This window comes from Pseudomonas sp. NFX98 (assembly GCF_047784845.1).
Lineage (GTDB): Bacteria > Pseudomonadota > Gammaproteobacteria > Pseudomonadales > Pseudomonadaceae > Aquipseudomonas.
Genome location: NZ_JBLNNF010000006.1, coordinates 238,018 through 261,164, shown reverse-complemented (window position 1 = coordinate 261,164; position 23,147 = coordinate 238,018). Strand labels below are relative to the sequence as shown.

Here is a 23,147-nt window from a genome sequence, read left to right as displayed (position 1 = left end):
TCTCCTCGAAATTGGGTGATTCAGACCGCGACCTTGTGGTCTGCAAGTCCCGGGCTGCTGACGCGGTAAATGCCGATCTCACCTAACAGATTAGGCCAAAGCTTGCTGGCCCACCCGTGCCGATGTTGTTGATCCACGGCCAGCCGATCAATGACCTTGGCTTCACGTTCGCGACACAACGCTTCAAAGTCCGCGAATGTACAGAAGTGGATGTTCGGCGTGTTGTACCAAGTGTAAGGAAGGAATTCGGAAACCGGCATGCGGCCCTTGCTCGCCAGGTACCAGCGGCAGCGCCAGTGACCGAAATTCGGGAACGTGATGATGCACTGGCGGCCGACCCGCAGCATTTCCTCGAGGATCCGGTCCGGGTAGTGCACCGCTTGCAGCGCCTGGGTCATGACCACGACATCGAAACTGTTGCTGGCAAAGTTGCCCAAGCCTTTGTCCAAGTCTTGTTCGATGACGTTGATGCCCTTGGCCACGCACTCGGCGATGTTGTCCGCGTCGTTTTCCAGGCCGTAACCGGTGACCTGCTTGTTGTCGCGCAGCCAGGTCAGCAGCTCGCCGTCGCCGCAGCCGAGGTCGAGCACGCGGCTGCCGGCGGGGATCCATTCCTGGATGATTTCCAGATCAGCTCTCATGGCTTTCTCACAACGTAATGCGGTTCATGTAATTGCCGAACGCCTGCAAGTAGCGCGGGATCGGAATCAGGAAGGCGTCGTGGCCTTGCGGCGCGTCGATCTCCAGGTAGCAGACGTCCTTGCGCGCAGCCATCAGCGCATCCACCAGTTCCCGCGAACGGGCCGGGGAGAAGCGCCAGTCGGTGGTGAACGACATCACGCAAAATTTGGCAGTGGCGCCGGCGAAAGTTTTCGCCAGGTCATCGTCAAAATTGGCCGCCGGGTCGAAGTAGTCCAGGGCTTTGGTCATCAGCAGATAAGTGTTGGCGTCGAAACGCCCCGAGAACTCTTCACCCTGATAACGCAGGTAGCTTTCGACCTGGAACTCGACGCTGTGGAAGTCGTAGTTGAGCTTCTCGCTCTTCAGGCCACGGCCGAATTTCTCGCCCATGGAGTCGTCGGACAGGTACGTGATGTGCCCGACCATCCGCGCCAGCATCAGCCCGCGCTTGGGGATCACGCCTTGTTCCTGGAACGAACCGCCGTGGAATTCGGGGTCGGTGAGGATCGCCTGACGCGCCACTTCGTTGAACGCGATGTTCTGTGCTGACAGCTTGGGCGCCGAGGCGATGGCCAGGCAGTGGCGGATGCGGTCAGGGTAAGTGATGCTCCATTGCATCGCCTGCATACCGCCGAGGCTGCCGCCGATCACCGCTGCAAACTGAGCGATGCCGAGGCGATCGGCCAGACGTGCCTGGCTGTGCACCCAGTCCTCCACGGTCAGCACCGGGAAATCGGCGCCGAACGGCTTGCCGGTCTCCGGGTTGATGCTGCTCGGACCGGTAGAGCCGTTGCAGCCGCCGAGGTTGTTCAGGCTGACGACGAAGAATTTGCTGGTGTCGATGGGCTTGCCGGGGCCGATGCAGCTGTCCCACCAACCGGGTTTGCGGTCGTCGGGGCTGTGATAACCGGCGGCGTGGTGGTGACCGGACAAAGCGTGGCAGATCAGCACGGCGTTGCTCGCCGCGGCGTTCAGCGTGCCGTAGGTTTCGTAAGTCAGGTCATAGGCCGGGAGCGAACGACCGCAGGCCAACGCCAGGGGTTCGCTGAAGTGCGCCACTTGCGGCGTCACCAGACCAACAGAATCGGGGGGGAAGGCAGCTGGCATCGACCCTGCTCTCATTGAAATGAGGCGTAAGTCTAAAGACCGCTGGGGTTAGCGGCAAGCAAAGGCCGGGCCTGATTTTTCCCGGTAGACCGAGGTGCGCCCATCGCGGGCAAGCCTTGCTCCTACAGAGGTCGCGTAGATCCTGTAGGAGCAAGGCTTGCCCGCGATGAACGATGATGCGGTCATTCCGCCGAACGCATCAGATCAGCCCGAACAATTCCTTCGGCATCAGCGCGTAGTACGCCAGGCGCGGGATCAGCCAGCTTTGCAGCAATTGCAGGGCAATGAACGCGAAGATCGGCGAGATATCGAGACCGCCCAGGTTCGGAATGATCCGGCGGAACGGCGCGAGCACCGGCTCAGTGATTTGCTGGACCAGTTCCGCACCCGGGTTGTGGCTTCCCGGCGCGACCCAGGACAGGATCACGCTGATGATCATCGCCCAGAACAGGATCTTCAGAAACAACGCAAAGATGCCGATCAGCGCCCAAGGCACCAGGAGCAGCGCGTCGACCCCGTAGCCGCTGAGCAGCAGGATCACCGCGAACAGCGCCATTTGCACCAGCAACGCCAGCACCAGCGAAGACATGTCCAGGCCGAACATGCTCGGAATGACCCGGCGCAGTGGCTTGAGCAGCGGTTGAGTGGCCTTCACGATGAACTGGCAGAGCGGGTTGTAGAAGTTGGCCCGCACCAATTGCAGGATGAAGCGCAACAGCACGATCAGCAGGTACAGGCTGCCCAGGGTTTGAATTACAAAAATGGCAGCGTCATTGAGTCCGAGCATTATTGATTCCTTATTAAGAGCTGATTAGCGACCGAGTTGCTCAGCCATCTCGGCGGAGCGGTGCGCGGCGGCGCCCAATGCTTTTTCGACCAGGGCTTCGAAGCCGTTGGCCTGGAACGACTTGATGGCCGCTTCCGTAGTGCCCGCGGGCGAAGTGACGCGACGACGCAGTTCGGCGGCGTCGACATCACTGCTCACAGCCATGTGCGCGGCGCCCAGGGCGGTTTGCAAGGTTAGCTGCGCGGCGATGTCTGCCGGCAGGCCGAGCTTCACGCCGGCGGCGGTCATGGCTTCGATCAACAGGAAGAAGTACGCCGGGCCCGAACCGGAAACGGCGGTGACCGCGTCCAGCTGCTGTTCTTCGCTGAGCCACAACGCGATGCCAACGGCAGACAGCAGTTCTTGAGCTTGCTGACGCTGTTCGGCGGTCACTTCTGCGGTGGCGAACAAACCGCTTACGCCCTGACGCAATAGCGCCGGGGTGTTAGGCATGCAGCGCACGATCGGCTGGGCGCCGAGCCAGTTGTTCATGCTGGCGCAGGTGATGCCAGCGGCAATCGACACCACCAGTTGCCCGGGCTTCAGGTTCGGGCGAATGGCTTCGCACACGGCTTTCATCGCCTGTGGCTTGACCGCCAGTACCACCACATCGGCGCCTTCAATGGCCTGGGCGTTGTCGGCGAACACCTCGATGCCATGCTCGGCGCTCACGCGGGCACGGGTTTCTTCGCCCGGGTCGCTGGCGCGGATCTGCGCCGCTTCCAGACCTTTGGCCCGCAGGCCGCCGATCAGGCTGGCGGCCATGTTGCCGGCACCGATAAAGGCAATACGTGTCTTGCTCATGTCAGGTCCTTATTCAGAAGTGTGTCAGCCATCGCTCATGGCTGGCTGTGCATTTGTGAAGAGCCGCGAGCACCAAACAGGGCCGTACCGATACGGACCCACGTGGCGCCCTGGGCAATGGCCGACTCGAGGTCGTGGCTCATGCCCATGGAAAGTGTGTCGAGCGGCAGGTTCAGGCTGGCTTGCAGGCTTTGCACAGCAGCGAAAGCGGCATCCTGGGCGGCGCGATCTTCAGTCGGCTCGGGGATGGCCATCAATCCGCGCAACTTCAGGCGCGGCAGGGCGCTGATGGCATTGGCCAAGGCCGGCAGGTCCGCCGGAGTGCAGCCGGATTTACTGGCTTCACCGCTGACGTTGACCTGGATACAGATGTTCAGAGGCGGCAGATCGGCAGGGCGTTGCTCGGACAATCGTTGTGCAATTTTCAGGCGATCCACGGAATGCACCCAGTCGAAGTGCTCGGCGATGGCGCGAGTCTTGTTCGATTGAATGGGGCCGATGAAGTGCCAGATCAAGGGCAGGTCGGCCAATTCGAACTGCTTGCCCAGGGCTTCTTGCAGGTAGTTCTCGCCAAAGTCGCGCAGGCCGGCGGCATAGGCTTCGCGCAGGGCTTGTGCGGGTTTGGTCTTGCTCACGGCCAGCAGCTGGACGCTATTTTCGGCGCGGTTGGCAGCGAGTGTTGCGGCATGTATGCGCGAACTAACCAGTTGAATGTTGTCTGCTATGGTGGACATCAAGAGGCGCCAGCGGTCTGAAGGTTCGCGGCATTCTACTGGAATTGAGAGACGCTATGGATATCACTGAACTGCTGGCCTTCAGCGCCAAACAGGGCGCATCCGACCTGCACCTGTCGGCCGGTCTGCCGCCGATGATTCGGGTGGATGGCGATATACGACGCATCAATCTGCCGGCTCTGGACCACAAGCAAGTGCAGGCGCTGATCTACGACATCATGAACGACACCCAGCGGGTGGATTTCGAAAAGCATCTGGAAACCGACTTTTCCTTCGACGTGCCCGGCGTGGCGCGCTTTCGGGTCAACGCCTTCAACCAGAGCCGTGGCGCTGGCGCGGTGTTCCGCACCATCCCGTCCAGAGTCCTGAGCATGGAAGAACTGGGCATGGGCGACGTGTTCCGCAAGATGACCGATGCGCCCCGTGGCCTGGTGCTGGTGACCGGCCCGACCGGTTCCGGCAAGTCCACCACGCTGGCGGCAATGATCGATTACCTGAACAACCATCGCCATCACCACATTCTCACCATCGAAGATCCCATCGAGTTCGTCCACGAATCGCGCAAATGCCTGATCAATCAGCGTGAAGTCCACCGTGACACCCGCAGCTTCGCCACGGCGCTGCGCTCGGCGTTGCGTGAAGACCCGGATGTGATTCTGGTGGGCGAGATGCGTGACCTGGAGACCATTCGCCTGGCGCTGACCGCCGCGGAAACCGGTCATTTGGTGTTCGGCACGCTACACACCACGTCGGCGGCGAAAACCATTGACCGGATCGTCGACGTGTTTCCGGGGGACGAGAAGTCCATGGTGCGTTCAATGCTGTCCGAGTCGTTGTTGGCGGTGGTGTCGCAGACGCTGGTGAAGAAAATCGGCGGCGGGCGTGTTGCAGCGCACGAGATCATGCTGGGGACATCGGCAATCCGGAATCTGATTCGAGAAGACAAGGTGGCGCAGATGTACTCATCGATCCAGTCGGGCGGGTCGCTGGGGATGCAGACGCTGGATATGGGCTTGAGGGACTTGGTGACCAGAGGGTTGGTCAGTCGGGAGCAGGCGCGGGAGAAGGCGCGTTCACCGGATAATTTTTGAGATCTGTAAAAGCAAAAGATCGCAGCCTTCGGCAGCTCCTACAGAGAAATGCGAATCCCTGTGTAGGAGCTGCCGAAGGCTGCGATCTTTTGATCTTGTGTCAGATCAGCGCTGAACAACCCGCAACGCATTCTGTTCTTTCGGCAGAACCCGCTTGGCAACCACGTAATGCTGTTCCCAGTACGGTTTCTTCAAGGTGTCGATGGTCACCGACTTGCCACGGCGAGGCGCGTGGATGAAGCGGTCGTTGCCCAGGTAGATGGCAACGTGGTTGACTCGACGGCTCTTGATATTGAAGAAAATCAGGTCGCCCGGTTTCAAATCGTTGCGATCGACTTTCTCGCCGTGACCGCTGGCCATGGCGTTGGACGTACGTGGCAGGTCGAACGTGGCGTCGTTGAACGCGTATTTCACCAGGCCGCTGCAATCGAAGCCTTTGCTCGGGCTGCTGCCGCCCCAACGGTACGGCGTACCGAGGACGTTCACCGCGCGGCTCAGCACATTGCTGCTTTCCTTGGTTGCCATAGGTGGCACCAGGCTGCTTTTGCTGGAGAGCTGTGGCGCTTGTTTGAGCGATTTCTTGCTTTTGCTCGAAGGAGCAGAAGCATGGGATTTTGGGGTGTAACCATTAACGTTCGGAAGACGTTGCTCACGATTGGTGGCGTGGGCGGCCAGTGGCAATAATAGGCAAATGGTTAGCCATGTCTTGAAAAATGGACGCATTAGGCAAGGCTCGTATGGGTTAGCGCGAAACTTTATAACAGCTTTTTTTCGCATTCCGAGGCCGTTTGTCGATTCCACTTGGTTCTAACGGAACCAAACAAGCGGAAAAAGGACGCAATTGTCGGACAGAACTCAAGTGCTACAAGGCTTTGAAGGACGTGACGGTAGCATTTGCCATACGTCGGCTGCTCGTAAAAAAGTCACAAAGATTTAAAGAATATTTATCTATCGTGTGAATCGAGGTCATCCATGAACACCTATCAATCGCCCGTTCCGCATCAAGATACGCACAGTAAAGTGATCGGTTACCTGCTGTGGATTTTCGGGTTTACCGGTGCTCACCGCTTCTATTACGGCAAGCCGGTGACCGGGACAATCTGGTTCTTCACCTTCGGATTATTGGGGATTGGCTGGTTGATCGACCTGTTCCTGATCCCGGCCATGGACCGTGAAGCGGATTTGCGGTTTACCGCAGGTCCCATCGAGTACAACGTGGCGTGGATTCTGCTGACGTTTCTCGGCGTGCTCGGCGTGCACCGGATGTATCAGGGGAAGTGGATCAGCGGGTTGCTGTACCTGGTGACGGGCGGGTTGTTCTTTCTGGGGGTTTTGTATGACTTCTGGACGCTGAATGACCAGGTTTCCGTACGTAACGCCCAGCGCCGTTAAGCAAGATCAAAAGATCGCAGCCTGCGGCAGCTCCTACATCGGGATATGTGTTTCCCTGTAGGAGCTGCCGCAGACTGCGATCTTTTTGATTTTTATGCCTGGTGGCTGATCCGGCCATCCACCAGTGTGTAACGCACAACACCCGGCAAGCTGTGCCCAATGAACGGGCAGTTCTCGCCCTTGGACAGCCAGGTCTCACCGGCCACGGTCGAAGCCGCAGGGTCGAACAGCACGATGTCCGCCGCACCACCCACCGCCAGTTTGCCCGCCGGCAGGCGCAAGGCCTCGGCCGGGCCAGCGCTCAGGCGCGCCAGCAGGGTCGGCAAGTCCAGCAAACCGTCTTCCACCAGTGTCATCGCCAGCGGCAGCAACAGCTCTACGCTGCTGATGCCCGGCTCCGTGGCGCCGAACGGCGCCAGTTTGGCGTCCCGCTCGTGTGGTTGGTGATGGCTGGAAATGGCCGAGATCACGCCGGATTTCACTGCCTCACGCAGGCCGTCGCGGTCGGCGCGGGTGCGCAGCGGCGGCTGTACGTGATACAGGCTGCTGAAGTCGATCAGCGCTTCGTCGGTCAGGATCAGTTGATACAACGCGACATCGGCGGTGACCTTCAAGCCACGGGCCTGAGCCTGGGCGATCAGGGCTACACCGCGAGCGCTGGTGAGCTGGCTGAAGTGCGCACGCACGCCGGTTTGCTCGACCAACAGCAGATCCCGGGCCAGAGCCACGGTCTCAGCGGTTTCCGGAATGCCCGGCAAGCCGAGGAAGCTCGCGGTCGGGCCTTCGTGGGCCAGGCCACCTTCGGCAAGGTCGTGATCCTGAGAGTTGAAAATCACCGTCAGGTCGAAGGTTGCCGCGTAGTCCAGCGCCCGGCACAGGGTGCGGGTATTGCGGAAGCTCTCCAGGCCGTTGCCGAAAGCCACGCAACCGGCGTCGCGCAAGGCAACCAGTTCGGCCAGCTGTTCGCCGTCCAGACCCTTGCTCAGGGCGCCGATCGGAAAGACTTTGGTGTTGCCGGCCTCGCGGGCGCGGTCGAGGATCAGTTCAGCCACTGCCGAAGTGTCCAGCACCGGTTTGGTCTTCGGCGGGCAGCACAGGCTGGTGACACCGCCGGCCGCTGCGGCACGGGTTTCGCTGACGATCGAGCCTTTGCGGCTGTAGCCCGGCTCTCGCAGGGCGACGTTGAGGTCGACCAAGCCAGGCGCGGCTACCAGGCCTTTGGCGTCGATGGTGTCGACAGCGGAAAAACCGGCCGGTGCGGCGCCCAGGGCGACGATCTTGCAGGCTTCGATGTGAATATCGGTGACTTGATCCAGGCCGCTGGCCGGATCGATGACGCGGGCGCCGAGAATGCTGAGCTTCACTGAACGTTCTCCTGCTCGAATTGGCGCTGGGCTGTTTGCCCGCTCATGGCCATGGACAGCACGGCCATACGAATTGCGATGCCGTAGGTCACCTGGTTGAGGATCACCGAGTGCGGACCGTCGGCCACCGCCGACTCAATCTCCACGCCGCGGTTGATCGGCCCCGGGTGCATGACGATGCAGTCGGGTTTGGCGCCGGCCAGGCGCGCAGTGGTCAGGCCGAACAGGCGATAGAACTCGCCTTCGCTCGGCAGCAGGCCACCGGTCATGCGCTCTCGTTGCAGGCGCAGCATGATCACCACGTCGACGTCTTTTAGGCCTTCGGTCATGTCGGTGTAGACCTTCACGCCGTATTGCTCGATGCCGATTGGCAGCAGGGTTTTCGGCGCAATCACGCGGATGTCCGGGCAACCGAGGGTTTTCAGGGCCAGCATGTTCGAGCGCGCTACCCGCGAGTGCAGGATGTCGCCGACGATGGCCACCGAGAGATTTTCGAAGCCGCCCTTGTGCCGGCGGATGGTGAGCATGTCGAGCATGCCCTGGGTCGGGTGCGCGTGACGGCCGTCGCCACCGTTGATGATCGCCACTTGCGGGCAGACATGTTCAGCGATGAAATGCGCGGCGCCGGAATCACCATGGCGCACGACGAACATGTCGGCGGCCATGGCTTCCAGATTGCGCAGCGTGTCGAGCAGGGTTTCGCCCTTGCTCGCCGACGAAGTCGACACGTTCAGGGTGATCACGTCCGCCGACAAACGCTGGGCCGCCAGTTCGAAGGTGGTGCGGGTGCGGGTGGAGTTCTCGAAAAACACGTTGCACACGGTCTTGCCGCGCAGCAACGGGACTTTCTTCACCGCCCGGGCGCCGACTTCGAGGAAGGAGTCGGCAGTGTCGAGGATTTCCGTCAGCAACTCGCGGCGCAAACCGTCGAGCGAGAGGAAGTGGCGCAGCTGGCCCTGATCATTGAGCTGCAGCGGGCGCTTGGTATCTAGAGGCGTCATCGCGAGGGGGACTCTCAATAGGGCGGATTAAAGGGCGAGGTCTTGCAGTTCAAGCGCAAGCTCCGGGCCGGACAGCTTCACGCGCTCGTGAGCGGCGAGCGACAGGGTTGCGCCGACCACGTTCGGGCGGATCGGCAGCTCGCCGGCGTCCAGGTCCAGCAGGCATACCAGCGTCACGCTGGCCGGGCGGCCGTAGTCGAACAGTTCGTTCATGGCGGCGCGGATGGTGCGGCCGCTCATCAGCACGTCATCGATCAGCACCAGGTGCTGGCCTTCGATTTCGAACGGCAGCGCAGACGGACGCACTTGCGGGTGCAGGCCGTTCTGGCTGAAGTCATCGCGGTAGAAGGACACGTCCAGGGTGCCGAGCGGCTCGTCGCTGCCCAGTTCCTCGAGCAAGGCCTGGGCGACCCAGACGCCGCCGGTACGAATGCCGATGAAGCGCGGGTCGCTGATGCCGCGGTGTTCCAGGTGGGCCTTCAGGCGAGTGGCCATCTGGCTGATCAGTTCGGCGGGATTGGGCAGGCTCATGGTTGCTCCTTCTTGGGCCCGAGCCGGGTCGTGTAGCGGGTGGCTCGGGTTGTAGCTATATAGAGGCGCGTAGCGGCTCTTCAGGATTCGAACAGTGGGCCGTTTTCGTCGAGCCAGCCTTGCAGCAGCAGGGCGGCGGCGATGGCGTCGACCGGGTTGTCTCGGTAGCTGCCCTTTTGTCCGCCGCGATCACGTCGCTCGCCTTTGGCTTCAAAGGTCGTCAGGCGTTCATCGTGGGTGTAGAAGGGCAGGTTGAAGCGGCCATTGAGGCGGCGGGCAAATTTTTCGGCGCGCAGGCACATGTCGCTTGGCGTACCGTCCATGTTCAATGGCAGCCCGACCACAACGGCATCGGGCTTCCATTCTTTGATCAGGGCTTCAACCTGATCCCAGTCGGGAATGCCATTCTGTGCTTTCAACGTGCACAGCTCGCGGGCCTGGCCGGTAATCACCTGGCCGACCGCAACGCCGATCTGTTTGGTGCCGTAGTCAAAACCCAGAATCAACCGCAGGGCCATCAGGCGTGCCCCGCCTGGCTGGTGAGCAGGCTGAGGTTGACGCCCAGGTGCTTGGCCGCCGCTTCCAGGCGCAGCTCGCTGCTGGTGTTGAACAGGATGTCGGCGTCGAACGGGCAAGTCAGCCAGGCGTTCTGCGCCAGTTCGGCTTCCAGTTGCCCAGCTTCCCAGCCGGCGTAGCCGAGGGCGATCAGGCTCTTGGGCGGGCCGAAGCCGTCGGCGATGGAGAACAGCACGTCCTGGGAGGTCGACAGGGACAACTCGTCTTCCAGATCAACGGTTGCCTGAAAGCTCTGCCCTTTGGGGTGAAGGACGAAGCCGCGATCGGTCTGCACCGGGCCGCCGATGAAGATCGGCACATGCTGGCAGAGCGCTGGCGGCTCGATATCCGGGCGCAATTGCTCAAGGATATCGGCCAGGTTCAGCTCTTGCGGGCGGTTGACCACCAGCCCCATGGCGCCATTGGCCGTGTGCTCGACGATGTAGGTCAAGGTGTGCGCAAAGTTCGGGTCGGCCATGTGTGGCATGGCGATCAGGAATTGATGCTTGAGGTAGCTGGGGCTGACGTTTTTCATGACCGCTAGTGTGGCGTTCGAGGGGCGAACTGACAAGCTTGAACAAGGCAAAAGATCGCAGCCTTCGGCAGCTCCTACAGGGGAATGAGTACATCTGTAGGAGCTGCCGAAGGCTGCGATCTTTTAATTGCTGGACAACCGATCGCCCCGCGCAAACTTCCACGTCCGGATAATTTCCAACCGGTCAATATCCGACAAATCCCCGGTAAACGGCGCAAACGGTGCTGCCAGCCGCACGATGCGCTGCGCCGCCTGATCCAGCAGCGGTTGCCCGGAAGACTCCAGTACCAGCACTTCGTACAGCGAGCCGTCGCGGTTGATCGACACCATCAGGCGCAAGTTGCCATAAATCTGTTTGCGCCGCGCTTCGTCGGGGTAGTTGAGGTTGCCGATGCGCTCGACCTTCTTGCGCCATTCGTCTTTGTACCAGGCGCCCTTGTCGCGCATGGTCGAGGCGGCGCTCAGGCGGTGGATGCGCGGGCGCTTGGCGTACAGCTGTTGTTCGTTGGCCAGTTCGGCTTCCAGGCTGGCGATGTCGCTGGACAGTTGTTCAGTGTCGAATGTCGGCGCGGCTACCGCAGGCTTGGTGACAGGCTTGGGTTCTTCGGTTTTGGTGGCGGCTTTCTTCGGTTTCGGGGCGACGGTGGTCACGGCGGCCTTGGGCGGGGCTTCCTGTTGTTCAGGCTTGGCCGCTGGCGGTGGCGTGACTTTTTGCACCTTGTTGTCCTGGAACGGCGCGATCTCGGTGGTCTTGGGGATCGCCTTTTTGTCCAGGGTGCCGCTGCCTTGCTGGTTTTCCTGGGCGAGGAAATCGGCCTTTTCCGGCTTCTTTTCGCTCTTGAACGTGGCGAGGGTGATTTCCAGGGTCCGGCTGATCTGCTTGGGCTCGACCACCGCGAACCCGACGCCCAGCAGCAAGGCCAGGTGAATCAGCGCCGCCAGAAACAGGGTAAAACCGAGGCGATCGGCCGGGCGCACGCCACGGTGGGCGAGTTCGGCGGGCAGATCGGACGGGAGGGTCATGACAGAAAAACCAACATCGCGTTTTTATGGGCTCGGCATGATAACGCAATGTTGGTTTTTAGCTTCAAGCTCCAAGCTTCAAGCGACAAGCTGTAGAGGAGCAGCTTCAAATCTCGAGCTGCAAGGAAGAAGCAGGGCGTGCGCGCATCAAGCTTGTGGCTTGGAGCTTGCGGCTTGCAGCTGCTTCTCGATGGCATCCATCAGCATGCCGCCGATATCAGTGCCGAACGCGTTGTCGATCTCGCGGATGCAGGTCGGGCTGGTGACGTTGATTTCCGTGAGGTGCTCGCCGATCACGTCGAGGCCGACGAACAGCAGGCCTTTCTCGCGCAGGGTCGGGCCGACTTGTGCGGCGATCCAGCGATCCTTTTCGGTCAGCGGACGCGCTTCGCCACGGCCACCGGCGGCGAGGTTGCCACGGGTTTCACCGGCGGCTGGAATGCGCGCCAGGCAATAATCCACAGGTTCGCCGTCGATCATCAGGATGCGTTTGTCGCCATCGACGATGGCCGGCAGGTAGCCCTGGATCATGATCTGTTGCTGACCATGCAAGGTCAGGGTTTCGAGAATCACTGACAGGTTCGGATGCCCGGCGGTGTGGCGGAAGATCGACGAGCCGCCCATGCCGTCCAGCGGCTTGAGGATCACGTCGCCGTGATGATCAGCGAATTCGCGCAGTACATCCGGACGACGGCTGACGATGGTCGGCGGCGTGCACTGCGGGAACAGTGTGGCGAACAGTTTTTCGTTGCAGTCGCGCAGGCTCTGCGGTTTGTTGACCACCAGCACGCCGGCGCTTTCGGCCTGTTCCAGCAAATAAGTGGAGTAGACGAACTCCATGTCGAACGGCGGATCCTTGCGCATCAGGATCACGTCCAGATCGCTCAGCAGCGCATCTTGCTCGGCTTCGAGTTCGAACCACTTTTCCGGGTTGGCGAACACTTTCAGTGGACGCATCCGCGCCCGCGCCTGGCCTTCGGCCTGGTACAGGTCGCGCTGTTCCATATAGAACAGTTCCCAGCCACGCTTCTGCGCGGCCAGCAGCATGGCCAGCGAGCTATCCTTTTTATAGGAAATGCTGGCGATTGGGTCCATGACAATCCCGACGCGAACGCTCATTGGGTTTTCCTCGAAAATTGGCTACCGGATCGGTACGAAAAAAGTGGCGTCAGAGTGGCGCTGAGTGTGTTCCCGGTCAAGGAAAAACCACCGCGCCGGTCGGCCGATAGATTGGTTATTGAGACTGTGCTAAAAAGACTGCCATGTTGTGGTGGCCCTTGAGTATCAAGGGTTTCGAGCCGCCAAACGGACAAATTGATTCACAAAGGCGACGGTAGAGCATTTATGGAACAGCACCCCAGCGCCTTGAAGGTCATGGTGATCGACGATTCGAAGACGATTCGCCGCACCGCCGAAACGCTGCTCAAGAACGTGGGTTGTGAGGTCATCACGGCCATCGACGGTTTCGATGCCCTGGCCAAGATTGCCGACAATCACCCCGGCATCATCTTTGTCGACATCATGATGCCGCGTCTGGATGGCTATCAGACCTGCGCTTTAATCAAGAACAACAGTGCATTCAAGTCCACGCCGGTGATTATGCTGTCGTCCAAGGACGGGCTGTTCGACAAGGCCAAGGGGCGCATCGTCGGCTCCGACCAGTTTTTGACCAAGCCTTTCAGCAAGGAAGAACTGCTGAACGCGATCCAGGCCCATGTTCCGGGCTTCGCCGCCGTTTTGCCGCAGTAAGACACGCACAGTGACGCTCGGCCAGCGGGCCTTGCGTCGACAAGAATGGGGAAGACCATGGCACGTATTCTGATCGTCGATGATTCGCCGACTGAAATGTACAAACTGACCGGCATGCTGGAAAAGCACGGTCATGAAGTCTTGAAAGCCGAAAACGGCGCCGACGGCGTGGCCCTGGCCCGCCTGGAAAAACCCGATGCGGTGCTGATGGACATCGTCATGCCCGGCCTCAACGGCTTCCAGGCGACCCGCCAGCTGACCAAAGACCCGGAAACCGGGCACATCCCGGTGATCATCATCACCACCAAGGATCAGGAAACCGACAAGGTCTGGGGCACGCGCCAGGGCGCCAAGGATTACCTGACCAAACCGGTCGATGAAGAAACCCTGCTGAAAACCCTGAACAACGTGCTGGCCGGTTGATCATCCGGCCATGACCGAGTCGCTGACGGCTTTTGAGCTGCTGCTGCAGATCGACCAGCGCTGTCGCCTGCTGGCGGCGGACTTGCCGTCGCAGCCGACCCGACAGGACAGCTGGAGCGGTATCGGCTTCCGCTTGGGCGAACACTGGTACGTCGCGCCCATGAGCGAAGTCAGCGAAGTGCTGCACGAACCGCGTTTTACCCAGGTGCCGGGCGTCAAATCCTGGGTCAAGGGCGTGGCCAACCTGCGTGGGCGCTTGCTGCCGATCATGGATCTGGGGGCGTTCTTCGGGCACGAACTGTCGGTGGCGCGTCGACAACGGCGAGTGCTGGTGGTGGAGCATCAAGAGGTGTTCGCCGGGCTGATGGTCGATGAAGTGTTCGGCCTTCAACACTTTGCCCAGGACAGTCTGGAAGCCGTGCCGATAAATGACGTGCAGGTGCCGATGGCGGCGTTCGTCGAAGGCTGCTTTCAGCGCGAACAGACCTGGCGGGTGTTCAGCCCGTTCGCGCTGGCGCGGTCGCAGGGGTTCATGAACATCGCGGTATAGGCTCTTGTAGGAGCCGAGCTTGCTCGCGATGCAGGCGCAGAAGTTCATCAGGTACACCGCGTTATCGTTCATCGCGGGCAAGCCTTGCTCCTACAAGAGCGGGGGGAATTGGGCAGGACAGGCGAAGACCGATGATAAAAGCAAAAACAGGCAAGCCAATGGAAGGGTCGCGCAGTCGTTCGCAGATCATCGCGCTGTTCATCGCGCTGATCATTTTCATCATGCTGTTGTTCGCCAACTTCGCGTACCTCAACACCCAGGCCACGTACGACAAACAGTACATCGGTCACGCCGGCGAGCTGCGCGTGCTGTCGCAGCGCATTGCCAAGAATGCCACCGAAGCCGCCGCCGGCAAGGCCGCGGCGTTCAAGTTGCTCAGCGATGCGCGCAACGACTTTGCCCAGCGCTGGAGCTATCTGAAAAAAGGTGACCCTTCCACCGGCCTGCCACCGGCACCGGCCACCGTGCGCCCGGAAATGCGCGCCGTACAGATGGATTGGGAACGCCTGCTGAAAAATACCGACGCCATTCTTTCCAGTGAGCAGACGGTGTTGTCGCTGCATCAGGTCGCCGCGACCCTGGCCGAAACCGTGCCGCAGTTGCAGGTCGAGTACGAGAAGGTCGTGGAAATCCTCTTGCAACGCGGCGCCCCGGCCGCTCAGGTCGCGGTGGCCCAGCGTCAATCGCTGCTGGCCGAACGCATTCTGGGCGCGGTGAATACGGTGTTGTCCGGCGACGAAAGTTCGCAACAGGCCGCCGACGCGTTCGGTCGCGATGCGGCGCGATTCGGTCAGGTGCTCAACGGCATGCTCCAGGGCAATGCGGCGCTGAAAATCAGTCAGGTCGAGGATCAGGATGCGCGGGCGCGGTTGAGTGAAATTTCCGAGCTGTTCGAATTCGTTTCCGGCTCGGTGGATGAAATCCTCGAAACCTCGCCGGAACTGTTCAAGGTGCGTGAGTCGGCGACCAATATCTTCACTCTGTCGCAAACCCTGCTCGACGAAGCCTCGCACCTTGCCGGTGGTTTCGAAAACCTTGCCGGCGGGCGTAATACCGACACCATCGGTGGTTATGTACTGGGTCTGGCGGCGCTGATGTCGATCATCCTCATCGGACTGGTGATGGTCCGCGAAACCAATCGCCAGTTGCGCGAAACCGCCGAGAAGAACGAGCGCAACCAGAACGCGATCATGCGCCTGCTCGATGAAATCGAGGACCTGGCCGACGGTGACCTGACCGTGACCGCCTCGGTGACTGAAGACTTCACCGGCACCATCGCCGACTCGATCAACTATTCCGTGGACCAGCTGCGCGACCTCGTGGCCACGATCAACCTGACCGCCGGGCAGGTCGCCGCTGCCGTGCAGGAAACCCAGGCCACCGCCATGCACCTGGCGCAGGCCTCGGAGCATCAGGCGCAGCAGATTTCCGAAGCCTCCACCGCGATCAACGACATGGCCGAGTCCATCGATCAGGTGTCGGCCAACGCCGCCGAATCCTCGGCGGTGGCCGAGCGCTCGGTGGAAATCGCCAACAAGGGCAACGAGGTGGTGCACAACACCATCCACGGCATGGACAACATTCGCGAGCAGATCCAGGACACCGCCAAACGCATCAAGCGCCTCGGCGAGTCTTCCCAGGAAATCGGCGACATCGTCAGCCTGATCGATGACATTGCCGATCAGACCAACATCCTCGCGCTCAACGCAGCGATCCAGGCATCGATGGCCGGTGATGCCGGGCGCGGATTCGCGGTGGTAGCCGACGAAGTTCAACGCTTGGCCGAGCGCTCTTCAGCGGCCACGCGACAGATTGAAACGCTGGTGCGGGCGATCCAGACCGACACCAACGAAGCGGTCATCTCCATGGAACAGACCACCACCGAAGTGGTGCGCGGCGCCCGTCTGGCGCAGGATGCCGGCGTGGCCCTGGAAGAAATCGAAGGGGTGTCCAAAACCCTCGCGGCGCTGATCCAGAGCATTTCCAACGCTGCACAGCAACAGACGTCGTCTGCCGGTCAGATTTCCCTGACGATGAACGTGATCCAGCAGATCACCACGCAGACCTCGTCCGGTTCTACCGCCACCGCCGAGAGCATCGGCAACCTGGCGAAAATGGCCAGTCAGCTGCGCCGCTCGGTGTCCGGTTTCACCTTGCCGGCCAGCAAGGCGCAAGTGACGGACAAAGCTTGAACCGCCCACGGGCGTAGGCACATTGACTGAAGTGGGAACTGGAGTGGTTATGGGTGATCGGCACGACTATGTGGCCCTCGAATGGGTCAAAGGCGAGATTGCCGAAACGCTGAAGCAGGCTCATCACGCGATCGAAACCCAGCTTGATGACCCGCAGGCGACGCACGCCCTGAGCGAATGCCTGGCGTGCATCCATCAGGTTCACGGCAGTTTGCAGATGGTCGAATTCTACGGCGCAGCCCTGCTCGCCGAAGAAATGGAACATCTGGTCAGCGCCTTGCAACAGGGGCGCGTCAGCCATCGTGACGAAGCGTTGCACCTGATGCTGCAAGCCCTCGGGCAACTGCCGATCTACCTCGACCGGGTACAAAGTGCCCGCCGCGACTTGCCGCTGGTGGTGCTGCCGCTGATCAACGACCTGCGCAGCGCCCGTGGTGAAAGCCTGTTGTCGGAAACCAGCCTGTTCAGCCCGCAATTGCCGGACCTGCCGCCGTTGGACGCAGAATCCCTCGCGTTGCTGGAACCGGCGGAGCTGCCGAATGTGCTGCGCAAGTTGCGACAGATGTTGCAGATGGCGTTGGTTGGTTTGTTGCGCGAACAGGATGACGATACCCACCTCGGTTATCTGGCCAAGGTTTTCACCCGTCTCGAAGGACTGTGCGGCAACGCGCCGCTGAGCCCGTTGTGGCAGGTCGCTTCGGCGCTGGTCGAAGGCATGCGCGGCGGCGCGATCGCCAACAGTCCGGCCTTGCGCAGCCTGTTCAAGGACGCCGACAAGGAACTCAAGCGCCTGCTCGAACAGGGCATGGACGCCATCAATCAACCGGCGCCGCCGGAGCTGCTCAAGAGTTTGCTGTTTTACATTGCCAAGGCCGAACACCCCACCGGGCAGATGCTGACCATGAAAGATCGCTACGGACTGGACGATGCGCTGCCCAACAGCGCGATGGTCGACGAAGAACGCGCACGGCTGGCCGGTCCTGACCGCGATGCCATGCGCTCGGTGTTGGCCGCGTTGTGCGAAGAGCTGGTGCGGGTCAAGGAGCGACTGGACCTGTTCGTGCGCAGCGACCGGCAACACACCTCCGATCTCGACAGCCTGCTGGCGCCGCTGCGGCAAATCGCCGACACCCTGGCGGTGCTGGGTTTCGGCCAGCCGCGCAAGGTCATCATCGATCAACTGGCGGTGGTGCTGAGCCTCGCCCAAGGCCAGCGCGCGCCGGATGACGCGATCCTCATGGATGTCGCCGGGGCCTTGCTCTACGTCGAAGCCACGCTGGCCGGCATGGTCGGTACGGTCGAGCCCGAGAGCCAGGAAGACAGTCGCCTGCCGACCACCGACCTGACGCAGATCCATCAGATCGTGATCAAGGAAGCACGCATCTGCCTGCAACAGGCCAAGGACATGATCGTCGACTACATCGACGCCGACTGGGACCGTCAGCATTTGCAGGCACTGCCGGCCTTGCTGACTCAGGTGCGTGGCGCGCTGGCGATGATTCCGTTGAGCCGTGCCGCGAGCCTGATCGAAACCTGCAATCACTTCATCCGCGAACATCTGTTGCTCGACCCCGGCCAGCCCGACTGGCAGGAACTCGACAGTCTGGCCGACGTCATCACCAGCCTCGAGTATTACCTTGAGCGCCTCAGCGACGACCCCGAGGCGCCCGGCGAACAACTACTCGACGTGGCGGAAAAAAGCCTGGCCGCGCTCGGCTTCTTCCCTAATGAAAAACCCAGCGAACAGCATGTGCCGGTGCTTGACGATGTGTTGAGCCCCAGCGAAGCGCAAATCATGCAGCAACGCCAGGAACTGGACGCTCCCGCCATCGTCCAGACCCTGGCCGATGTGCTTGCCAGCCCGGTCTCGGCCCTGAACCCGCCCGCCCTGAATACACCGGGCAGCCTGTTGCCGCCGCCTGTTGGCGAGGAACCGGTGGACGATGAATTGCGCGAAGTGTTCCTCGAAGAAACCGACGAAGTCCTGGAGATTCTTCGCGAGTATTTGCCGCGCTGGTCGGTCAATCCCGACAACCGCTCGGCCTTGAGTGAATTGCGTCGTGCCTTCCATACCCTCAAGGGCAGTGGCCGCATGGTCCGCGCGCTGGTGCTGGGCGAACTGGCCTGGGCCATGGAGAACCTGCTCAACCGCGTACTGGAAAACAGCGTGGAACCGGGCGCTACGGTGCAGCAACTGCTCGGCGATGTATTGAACCTGCTGCCGGAACTGGTGGCTGAATACGCCGCCAATACCCAGCGCCAGCGCAATGATGTCGACCAATTGGCGGCTCGCGCCCATGCCCTGGCCAAGGGTGAAGAGCCGATCTGCGACGAGGACACGCAAGACGTCGCGGCGCTCGATCCGCTGTTGCTGGAGATCTTCCGCAAAGAAGCCGAAACCCATTTGGGCAGTCTCAATCGCTTCCTCGAACAGGCCGCCGAACATGTGCCGTTGCAGGCCAGTGATGAGTTGCTGCGTGCCTTGCACACCCTCAAGGGTAGTGCGTCGATGGCCGGGGTTTTGCCGATTGTCGAACTGGCCACGCCGCTGGATCAACTGGCTCGGGAATACAAGGCCCACCAGATCGCCCTGGACCTGGATGAAGTCGAAGTGCTGCTGGAGGCCGAAGGTTTGTTCCGGCTCGGTTTGCGTCAGCTCAGGACCGATCCGCTGGCGGAAATTCCCCACGCTCAATCGTTGATCGAGCGGGCTCGGGCGATGCTGGCCGAGCGTCTGCAAAACCTTCTGGATACGCCGAGCAGCGGCTTGCGCATCAAGCGTGATCCGCAGCTGATCAACAACTTCCTGGCTGAAGGCATGGACATCCTGCTCGACGCCGAAAGTCTGCTGCAGCGTTGGCAGCAACACCCCGGCGAGCGTCAGGAACTCAGTGCGCTGCTCGACGAATTGACCACCCTCGGCGAAGGCGCGCACCTGGCCGATCTGCATCCGGTGGATGAGCTTTGCGAAGCCTTGCTCGACCTCTACGGTGCCGTGGAAGAAAGCAGTCTGGCCGTCAGCGAGGCGTTTTTCCACGAGGCGCAAGGTGCCCACGAAGCGCTGGTCAACATGCTCGACGAACTGGCCGCCGGCCAGGAAGTCACGCCGCGCCCGGAGCGGATTCAGGCCTTGCACGGATTGCTCGATCAGAGCCTTGACCCGTCGGCCATGGGCCTGATTCGCAGCGACGGCAGCCGCACCCTGAGCATTCGTGAACTGTCCGATGCCACCGCCGAATTGGCACAGACCGCGACCGACGTGGAGCTGGACGACGAGATCGTCTCGATCTTCCTCGAAGAAGCGGTGGACATCCTCGAAAGCGCCGGCCAGGCCTTGCAGCGCTGGTTGAACGAACCGCAAAACGGTGCGCCGCTGTCGTCTTTGCAACGTGACCTGCACACCCTCAAGGGCGGCGCGCGGATGGCCGAGGTCGAGCCGGTCGGTGATTTGGCCCATGAGCTGGAAAGCCTCTACGAAGGTTTGGTGGATCGCCGCTACAGCCACAGCGAAGTGCTCGTGCAGTTGCTGCAACACAGCCATGACCGGTTGGCGCAATTACTTGAGCAGTTGCAGAACCACCAGCCGCTGGGCGACCCGAGCGAGCTGATCGAGGCGATTCGCGCGTTCCGTCAGGGCCACGCGGGCCACGCCGATGTGATCGAGCCGGCGGCCAGCAATGATTCGGCGCATCACGACAGCGAGCTGCTGGACATCTTCCTCGAGGAAGGTTTCGACATCATCGAGAGCTCCGGTGCGGCGCTGGTGCGCTGGCAGGCCGAGCCTTCGAGCCGCCAGGAAGTGGAAACCCTGCTGCGCGACCTGCACACCCTCAAGGGCGGTGCACGGATGGTGGAAATTGCGCCCATCGGCGATCTGGCCCATGAGCTGGAATTTCTCTACGAAGGCTTGTCGGCCGGTGTACTGAAACCCACAGACGCGTTGTTTGAACTGCTGCAACGCAGCCATGACCGGTTGGCGCAAATGCTCGACGCGGCCCGCGCCGGTGAGCCGTTGCCGCCTGCGGATCGATTGATCGACACGATCAAGAATTTCAGTCACCCGGCCGTACCCGAAGCACCGCCACCGGCGGCACTGCCCGCAGCGGCAAAACCCGAGGCGCCGCAGCTGCAAGCGGATGCCGGGGCGGACATGGTCAAGGTCTCGGCGGAACTGCTCGACGATCTGGTCAACCTGGCCGGTGAAACGTCGATCTTCCGTGGCCGGATCGAACAGCAGGTCAGCGATGCCCAGGTGGCGCTGAACGAGATGGAAACCACCATCGAGCGGATACGCGACCAGTTGCGCCGTCTCGATACCGAAACCCAGGGTCGGATTCTCAGCCGCCAGCAAGTCGATGCCGAGCGCCTGGGTTACGAAGAGTTCGACCCGCTGGAGATGGACCGTCACTCGCAATTGCAGCAATTGTCGCGGGCCTTGTTCGAATCCGCCTCCGATTTGCTCGACCTCAAGGAAACCCTCGACCGGCGTAATCAGGACGCGGAAAACCTGCTGCAACAGCAGGGCCGCATCAACACCGAGTTGCAGGAAGGCTTGATGCGTACGCGCATGGTGCCGTTCGAGCGGATGTTGCCGCGCTTGAGGCGCATCGTCCGTCAGGTCGCCGGTGAGTTGGGCAAGGACGTCGAATTCATCGTTGGCAACGCCGAAGGCGAGATGGACCGCAACGTGCTCGAACGCATGGCGGCGCCGCTGGAACACATGCTGCGCAACGCTGTGGACCATGGCCTTGAGTCCACTGAGGTGCGGGTCGCGGCGGGTAAGCCGGCGCAAGGGCGGATCACCCTCGACCTGTTGCGCGAGGGCGGCGACATCATTTTCGACATCCGCGACGACGGTGCCGGCGTGCCGCTGGACGCCGTGCGGCGCAAGGCAATCAAGCGCGGTTTGCTCGATCCGAACAGTGAAGTCAGCGATCGCGATGTGTTGCAGTTCATCCTGCAACCGGGCTTTTCCACTGCCGAGAAAATCACCCAGATCTCCGGTCGCGGCGTCGGCATGGACGTGGTGCACGAAGAGGTGCGGCAACTGGGTGGCAGCATGAGCATCGACTCGGTGCCGGGGCAGGGCGTGCACTTCCGCATTCGTCTGCCGTTCACCGTGTCGGTCAATCGGGCGCTGATGGTGCAATGCTTTGAGGATCAGTATGCGATTCCGCTGAACACCATCGAAGGCATCGTTCGCGTGTTGCCCAACGAACTCGAAGGGCATTTCCGCCTCGATCCGCCGACCTACGAATACGCCGGGCAGCGCTACGAACTGTGCTACCTGGGCGAGTTGCTGAAGACCAGCCCCCGGCCAAAACTGTTGGGCCAGAGCCTGCCGTTGCCAGTGCTGCTGGTGCAATGCAACGAGCGTCACATCGCGGTGCAAGTCGATGCCATGGCCGGCACCCGAGAGATCGTGGTCAAGAGCCTCGGCCCGCAATTTGCGGCAGTGCAGGGCGTGTCCGGGGCGACGATTCTGGGGGATGGCCGGGTGGTGCTGATTCTCGATTTGCTGGCGCCGATCCGCGCAATGCAGGCCCATGTGCCGCAACGCCCGGTGAGTCACGAAACCGAGGCCGAACCGCAACGGCCATTGCTGGTGATGGTGGTCGACGACTCGGTCACGGTGCGCAAGGTCACCAGTCGTTTGCTCGAACGCCACGGCATGAACGTACTGACTGCCAAGGATGGGGTCGACGCCATGCTGCTGCTCGAAGAACACCTGCCGGACGTGATGCTGCTGGACATCGAAATGCCGCGCATGGACGGCTTCGAAGTGGCGACGCAAGTGCGCAACGATGAGCGCTTGCAGCACCTGCCGATCATCATGATCACCTCCCGCACCGGCCAGAAACACCGCGACCGGGCCATGGCCATCGGCGTCAACGATTACCTCGGCAAGCCGTACCAGGAATCGGTACTGCTCGAAAGCATCGCCCTGTGGAGCAAAACCCATGCTTGAGCGGCGCATCAATCAGCGCAGCATCAACCTCACCGGCCTGGTGCTGCCCCTGGCCGACCGCAACCTGATCCTGCCCAACGTGGCGATCGCCGAGCTGATCGATTACCAGCCTGCGGCGTTCGATCTGGATACGCCACCGTGGTATCTAGGTCGGGTCAGCTGGCGCAACCGGCAGATTCCGCTGCTCAGTTTCGAGTCGGCGTGCGGGCAGAAAATCGTCATCGGCGAACGCGCGCGGATCGTCATTCTCAATGCGCTCGGCGGTCGGCCTGAACTGAAGTTCATTGCCATGCTGGTACAAGGGATTCCACGTTCGTACAAGCTCGACAGTCAGTTGAGTTATGTCGATGTGCCGTTGTGTTCGCTGGAAACAGCGGCGGTGCAGGTGGCAGATCAGGTGGCGAAGGTGCCGGATTTGTTGGCGCTGGAGGAGTTGTTGGTGGACGCAGGGTTGGGTATTTGATCCCGAGTTTGAGGTGATTTTACTGGCCCCATCGCGGGCAAGCCTTGCTCCTACGGATTTGTGGAGTACGCAATTTTGCGAACGGCATGAGACCTGTAGGAGCAAGGCTTGCCCGCGATGGCGTCAGTTCAGGCAACCATTACTCTGACCGTAACAAT

General features: G+C 61.3%; 21 protein-coding genes. 8 read left to right on the top strand and 13 right to left on the bottom strand.

Annotation, left to right across the window (positions count from 1 at the left end; genetic code table 11):
• Window positions 1–20 precede the first annotated feature (20 nt).
• The 5 genes from metW to ACM110_RS10330 form a co-directional block, all read right to left on the bottom strand.
• Entirely contained in the window at window positions 21–641 is a 621-nt protein-coding gene (gene metW / locus ACM110_RS10350; RefSeq protein WP_338583685.1) for a methionine biosynthesis protein MetW, read from the bottom strand.
• Window positions 642–648: 7 nt separating this feature from the next.
• On the bottom strand, window positions 649–1,788 hold the full coding sequence (gene metX, locus ACM110_RS10345) for a homoserine O-succinyltransferase MetX (RefSeq protein WP_416127695.1): 1,140 nt from the start codon (window positions 1,786–1,788) through the stop codon (window positions 649–651).
• Between the two features lie 199 nt (window positions 1,789–1,987).
• A complete protein-coding gene (locus ACM110_RS10340) occupies window positions 1,988–2,575 on the bottom strand; it encodes a YggT family protein (protein ID WP_416127694.1) in 588 nt (195 codons plus the stop codon).
• Between the two features lie 24 nt (window positions 2,576–2,599).
• Complete coding sequence (gene proC / locus ACM110_RS10335; RefSeq protein WP_416127693.1) at window positions 2,600–3,418, bottom strand: pyrroline-5-carboxylate reductase; 819 nt, start codon at window positions 3,416–3,418, stop codon at window positions 2,600–2,602.
• Between the two features lie 35 nt (window positions 3,419–3,453).
• Entirely contained in the window at window positions 3,454–4,152 is a 699-nt protein-coding gene (locus ACM110_RS10330; RefSeq protein WP_416127692.1) for a YggS family pyridoxal phosphate-dependent enzyme, read from the bottom strand.
• Window positions 4,153–4,208: 56 nt separating this feature from the next.
• Here ACM110_RS10330 and ACM110_RS10325 point away from each other — a divergent pair, with 56 nt between their 5' ends.
• The gene (locus tag ACM110_RS10325) at window positions 4,209–5,243 is read left to right on the top strand and encodes a type IV pilus twitching motility protein PilT (RefSeq protein WP_416127691.1); all 1,035 of its coding nucleotides are present in this window, start codon (window positions 4,209–4,211) and stop codon (window positions 5,241–5,243) included.
• Window positions 5,244–5,348: 105 nt separating this feature from the next.
• On the opposite strand, the gene ACM110_RS10320 is transcribed toward ACM110_RS10325, so the two are convergent.
• Entirely contained in the window at window positions 5,349–5,966 is a 618-nt protein-coding gene (locus ACM110_RS10320; protein WP_416127690.1) for a C40 family peptidase, read from the bottom strand.
• Window positions 5,967–6,215: 249 nt separating this feature from the next.
• On the opposite strand from ACM110_RS10320, the gene ACM110_RS10315 reads away from it, so the two are divergent.
• Window positions 6,216–6,635 (top strand): NINE protein, encoded by a 420-nt coding sequence (locus tag ACM110_RS10315; RefSeq protein WP_416127689.1) that lies wholly within the window; start codon window positions 6,216–6,218, stop codon window positions 6,633–6,635.
• 92 nt (window positions 6,636–6,727) lie between these two features.
• Here ACM110_RS10315 and ACM110_RS10310 read toward each other — a convergent pair whose 3' ends face one another.
• From ACM110_RS10310 to gshB, 7 genes are all read right to left on the bottom strand, one after another.
• On the bottom strand, window positions 6,728–7,999 hold the full coding sequence (locus ACM110_RS10310) for a dihydroorotase (protein WP_416127688.1): 1,272 nt from the start codon (window positions 7,997–7,999) through the stop codon (window positions 6,728–6,730).
• On the bottom strand, window positions 7,996–9,000 hold the full coding sequence (locus ACM110_RS10305) for an aspartate carbamoyltransferase catalytic subunit (RefSeq protein ID WP_338583676.1): 1,005 nt from the start codon (window positions 8,998–9,000) through the stop codon (window positions 7,996–7,998). Before ACM110_RS10305 ends, ACM110_RS10310 begins: the two co-directional genes overlap by 4 nt.
• 27 nt (window positions 9,001–9,027) lie before the next feature.
• On the bottom strand, window positions 9,028–9,531 hold the full coding sequence (gene pyrR / locus ACM110_RS10300; RefSeq protein ID WP_416127687.1) for a bifunctional pyr operon transcriptional regulator/uracil phosphoribosyltransferase PyrR: 504 nt from the start codon (window positions 9,529–9,531) through the stop codon (window positions 9,028–9,030).
• A gap of 80 nt (window positions 9,532–9,611) precedes the next feature.
• Window positions 9,612–10,049: a Holliday junction resolvase RuvX gene (ruvX, locus tag ACM110_RS10295; RefSeq protein ID WP_416127686.1), complete on the bottom strand. Its 438-nt coding sequence runs from the start codon at window positions 10,047–10,049 to the stop codon at window positions 9,612–9,614.
• Entirely contained in the window at window positions 10,049–10,621 is a 573-nt protein-coding gene (locus ACM110_RS10290) for a YqgE/AlgH family protein (protein ID WP_416127685.1), read from the bottom strand. Before ACM110_RS10290 ends, ruvX begins: the two co-directional genes overlap by 1 nt.
• A gap of 123 nt (window positions 10,622–10,744) precedes the next feature.
• A complete protein-coding gene (locus ACM110_RS10285) occupies window positions 10,745–11,644 on the bottom strand; it encodes an energy transducer TonB (protein WP_338583672.1) in 900 nt (299 codons plus the stop codon).
• A gap of 147 nt (window positions 11,645–11,791) precedes the next feature.
• The gene (gshB, locus tag ACM110_RS10280) at window positions 11,792–12,763 is read right to left on the bottom strand and encodes a glutathione synthase (protein WP_416127684.1); all 972 of its coding nucleotides are present in this window, start codon (window positions 12,761–12,763) and stop codon (window positions 11,792–11,794) included.
• 225 nt (window positions 12,764–12,988) lie between these two features.
• Here gshB and pilG point away from each other — a divergent pair, with 225 nt between their 5' ends.
• From pilG to ACM110_RS10250, 6 genes are all read left to right on the top strand, one after another.
• Window positions 12,989–13,393 (top strand): twitching motility response regulator PilG, encoded by a 405-nt coding sequence (gene pilG, locus ACM110_RS10275; protein ID WP_056854372.1) that lies wholly within the window; start codon window positions 12,989–12,991, stop codon window positions 13,391–13,393.
• 57 nt (window positions 13,394–13,450) lie between these two features.
• Window positions 13,451–13,816, top strand: a complete 366-nt coding sequence (pilH, locus tag ACM110_RS10270) for a twitching motility response regulator PilH (protein ID WP_338583670.1) — start codon at window positions 13,451–13,453, stop codon at window positions 13,814–13,816.
• A gap of 10 nt (window positions 13,817–13,826) precedes the next feature.
• The gene (locus ACM110_RS10265; protein WP_416127683.1) at window positions 13,827–14,366 is read left to right on the top strand and encodes a chemotaxis protein CheW; all 540 of its coding nucleotides are present in this window, start codon (window positions 13,827–13,829) and stop codon (window positions 14,364–14,366) included.
• Window positions 14,367–14,497: 131 nt separating this feature from the next.
• Window positions 14,498–16,558, top strand: a complete 2,061-nt coding sequence (locus ACM110_RS10260) for a methyl-accepting chemotaxis protein (RefSeq protein WP_416127682.1) — start codon at window positions 14,498–14,500, stop codon at window positions 16,556–16,558.
• A gap of 49 nt (window positions 16,559–16,607) precedes the next feature.
• Window positions 16,608–22,526: an Hpt domain-containing protein gene (locus ACM110_RS10255; protein ID WP_416127681.1), complete on the top strand. Its 5,919-nt coding sequence runs from the start codon at window positions 16,608–16,610 to the stop codon at window positions 22,524–22,526.
• Complete coding sequence (locus tag ACM110_RS10250) at window positions 22,519–22,989, top strand: chemotaxis protein CheW (protein ID WP_416127680.1); 471 nt, start codon at window positions 22,519–22,521, stop codon at window positions 22,987–22,989. Before ACM110_RS10255 ends, ACM110_RS10250 begins: the two co-directional genes overlap by 8 nt.
• The last annotated feature ends 158 nt before the right edge of the window (window positions 22,990–23,147 follow it).

What these genes read in the sequence shown, in the direction of transcription:
- metW (WP_338583685.1), bottom strand. Translation starts at nt 641, where the DNA reads ATGAGAGCTGATCTGGAAATCATCCAGGAATGGATCCCCGCCGGCAGC.
- metX (WP_416127695.1), bottom strand. Translation starts at nt 1,788, where the DNA reads ATGCCAGCTGCCTTCCCCCCCGATTCTGTTGGTCTGGTGACGCCGCAA.
- ACM110_RS10340 (WP_416127694.1), bottom strand. Translation starts at nt 2,575, where the DNA reads ATGCTCGGACTCAATGACGCTGCCATTTTTGTAATTCAAACCCTGGGC.
- proC (WP_416127693.1), bottom strand. Translation starts at nt 3,418, where the DNA reads ATGAGCAAGACACGTATTGCCTTTATCGGTGCCGGCAACATGGCCGCC.
- ACM110_RS10330 (WP_416127692.1), bottom strand. Translation starts at nt 4,152, where the DNA reads ATGTCCACCATAGCAGACAACATTCAACTGGTTAGTTCGCGCATACAT.
- ACM110_RS10325 (WP_416127691.1), top strand. Translation starts at nt 4,209, where the DNA reads ATGGATATCACTGAACTGCTGGCCTTCAGCGCCAAACAGGGCGCATCC.
- ACM110_RS10320 (WP_416127690.1), bottom strand. Translation starts at nt 5,966, where the DNA reads ATGCGTCCATTTTTCAAGACATGGCTAACCATTTGCCTATTATTGCCA.
- ACM110_RS10315 (WP_416127689.1), top strand. Translation starts at nt 6,216, where the DNA reads ATGAACACCTATCAATCGCCCGTTCCGCATCAAGATACGCACAGTAAA.
- ACM110_RS10305 (WP_338583676.1), bottom strand. Translation starts at nt 9,000, where the DNA reads ATGACGCCTCTAGATACCAAGCGCCCGCTGCAGCTCAATGATCAGGGC.
- pyrR (WP_416127687.1), bottom strand. Translation starts at nt 9,531, where the DNA reads ATGAGCCTGCCCAATCCCGCCGAACTGATCAGCCAGATGGCCACTCGC.
- ruvX (WP_416127686.1), bottom strand. Translation starts at nt 10,049, where the DNA reads ATGGCCCTGCGGTTGATTCTGGGTTTTGACTACGGCACCAAACAGATC.
- ACM110_RS10290 (WP_416127685.1), bottom strand. Translation starts at nt 10,621, where the DNA reads ATGAAAAACGTCAGCCCCAGCTACCTCAAGCATCAATTCCTGATCGCC.
- ACM110_RS10285 (WP_338583672.1), bottom strand. Translation starts at nt 11,644, where the DNA reads ATGACCCTCCCGTCCGATCTGCCCGCCGAACTCGCCCACCGTGGCGTG.
- gshB (WP_416127684.1), bottom strand. Translation starts at nt 12,763, where the DNA reads ATGAGCGTTCGCGTCGGGATTGTCATGGACCCAATCGCCAGCATTTCC.
- pilG (WP_056854372.1), top strand. Translation starts at nt 12,989, where the DNA reads ATGGAACAGCACCCCAGCGCCTTGAAGGTCATGGTGATCGACGATTCG.
- pilH (WP_338583670.1), top strand. Translation starts at nt 13,451, where the DNA reads ATGGCACGTATTCTGATCGTCGATGATTCGCCGACTGAAATGTACAAA.
- ACM110_RS10265 (WP_416127683.1), top strand. Translation starts at nt 13,827, where the DNA reads ATGACCGAGTCGCTGACGGCTTTTGAGCTGCTGCTGCAGATCGACCAG.
- ACM110_RS10260 (WP_416127682.1), top strand. Translation starts at nt 14,498, where the DNA reads ATGATAAAAGCAAAAACAGGCAAGCCAATGGAAGGGTCGCGCAGTCGT.
- ACM110_RS10255 (WP_416127681.1), top strand. Translation starts at nt 16,608, where the DNA reads ATGGGTGATCGGCACGACTATGTGGCCCTCGAATGGGTCAAAGGCGAG.
- ACM110_RS10250 (WP_416127680.1), top strand. Translation starts at nt 22,519, where the DNA reads ATGCTTGAGCGGCGCATCAATCAGCGCAGCATCAACCTCACCGGCCTG.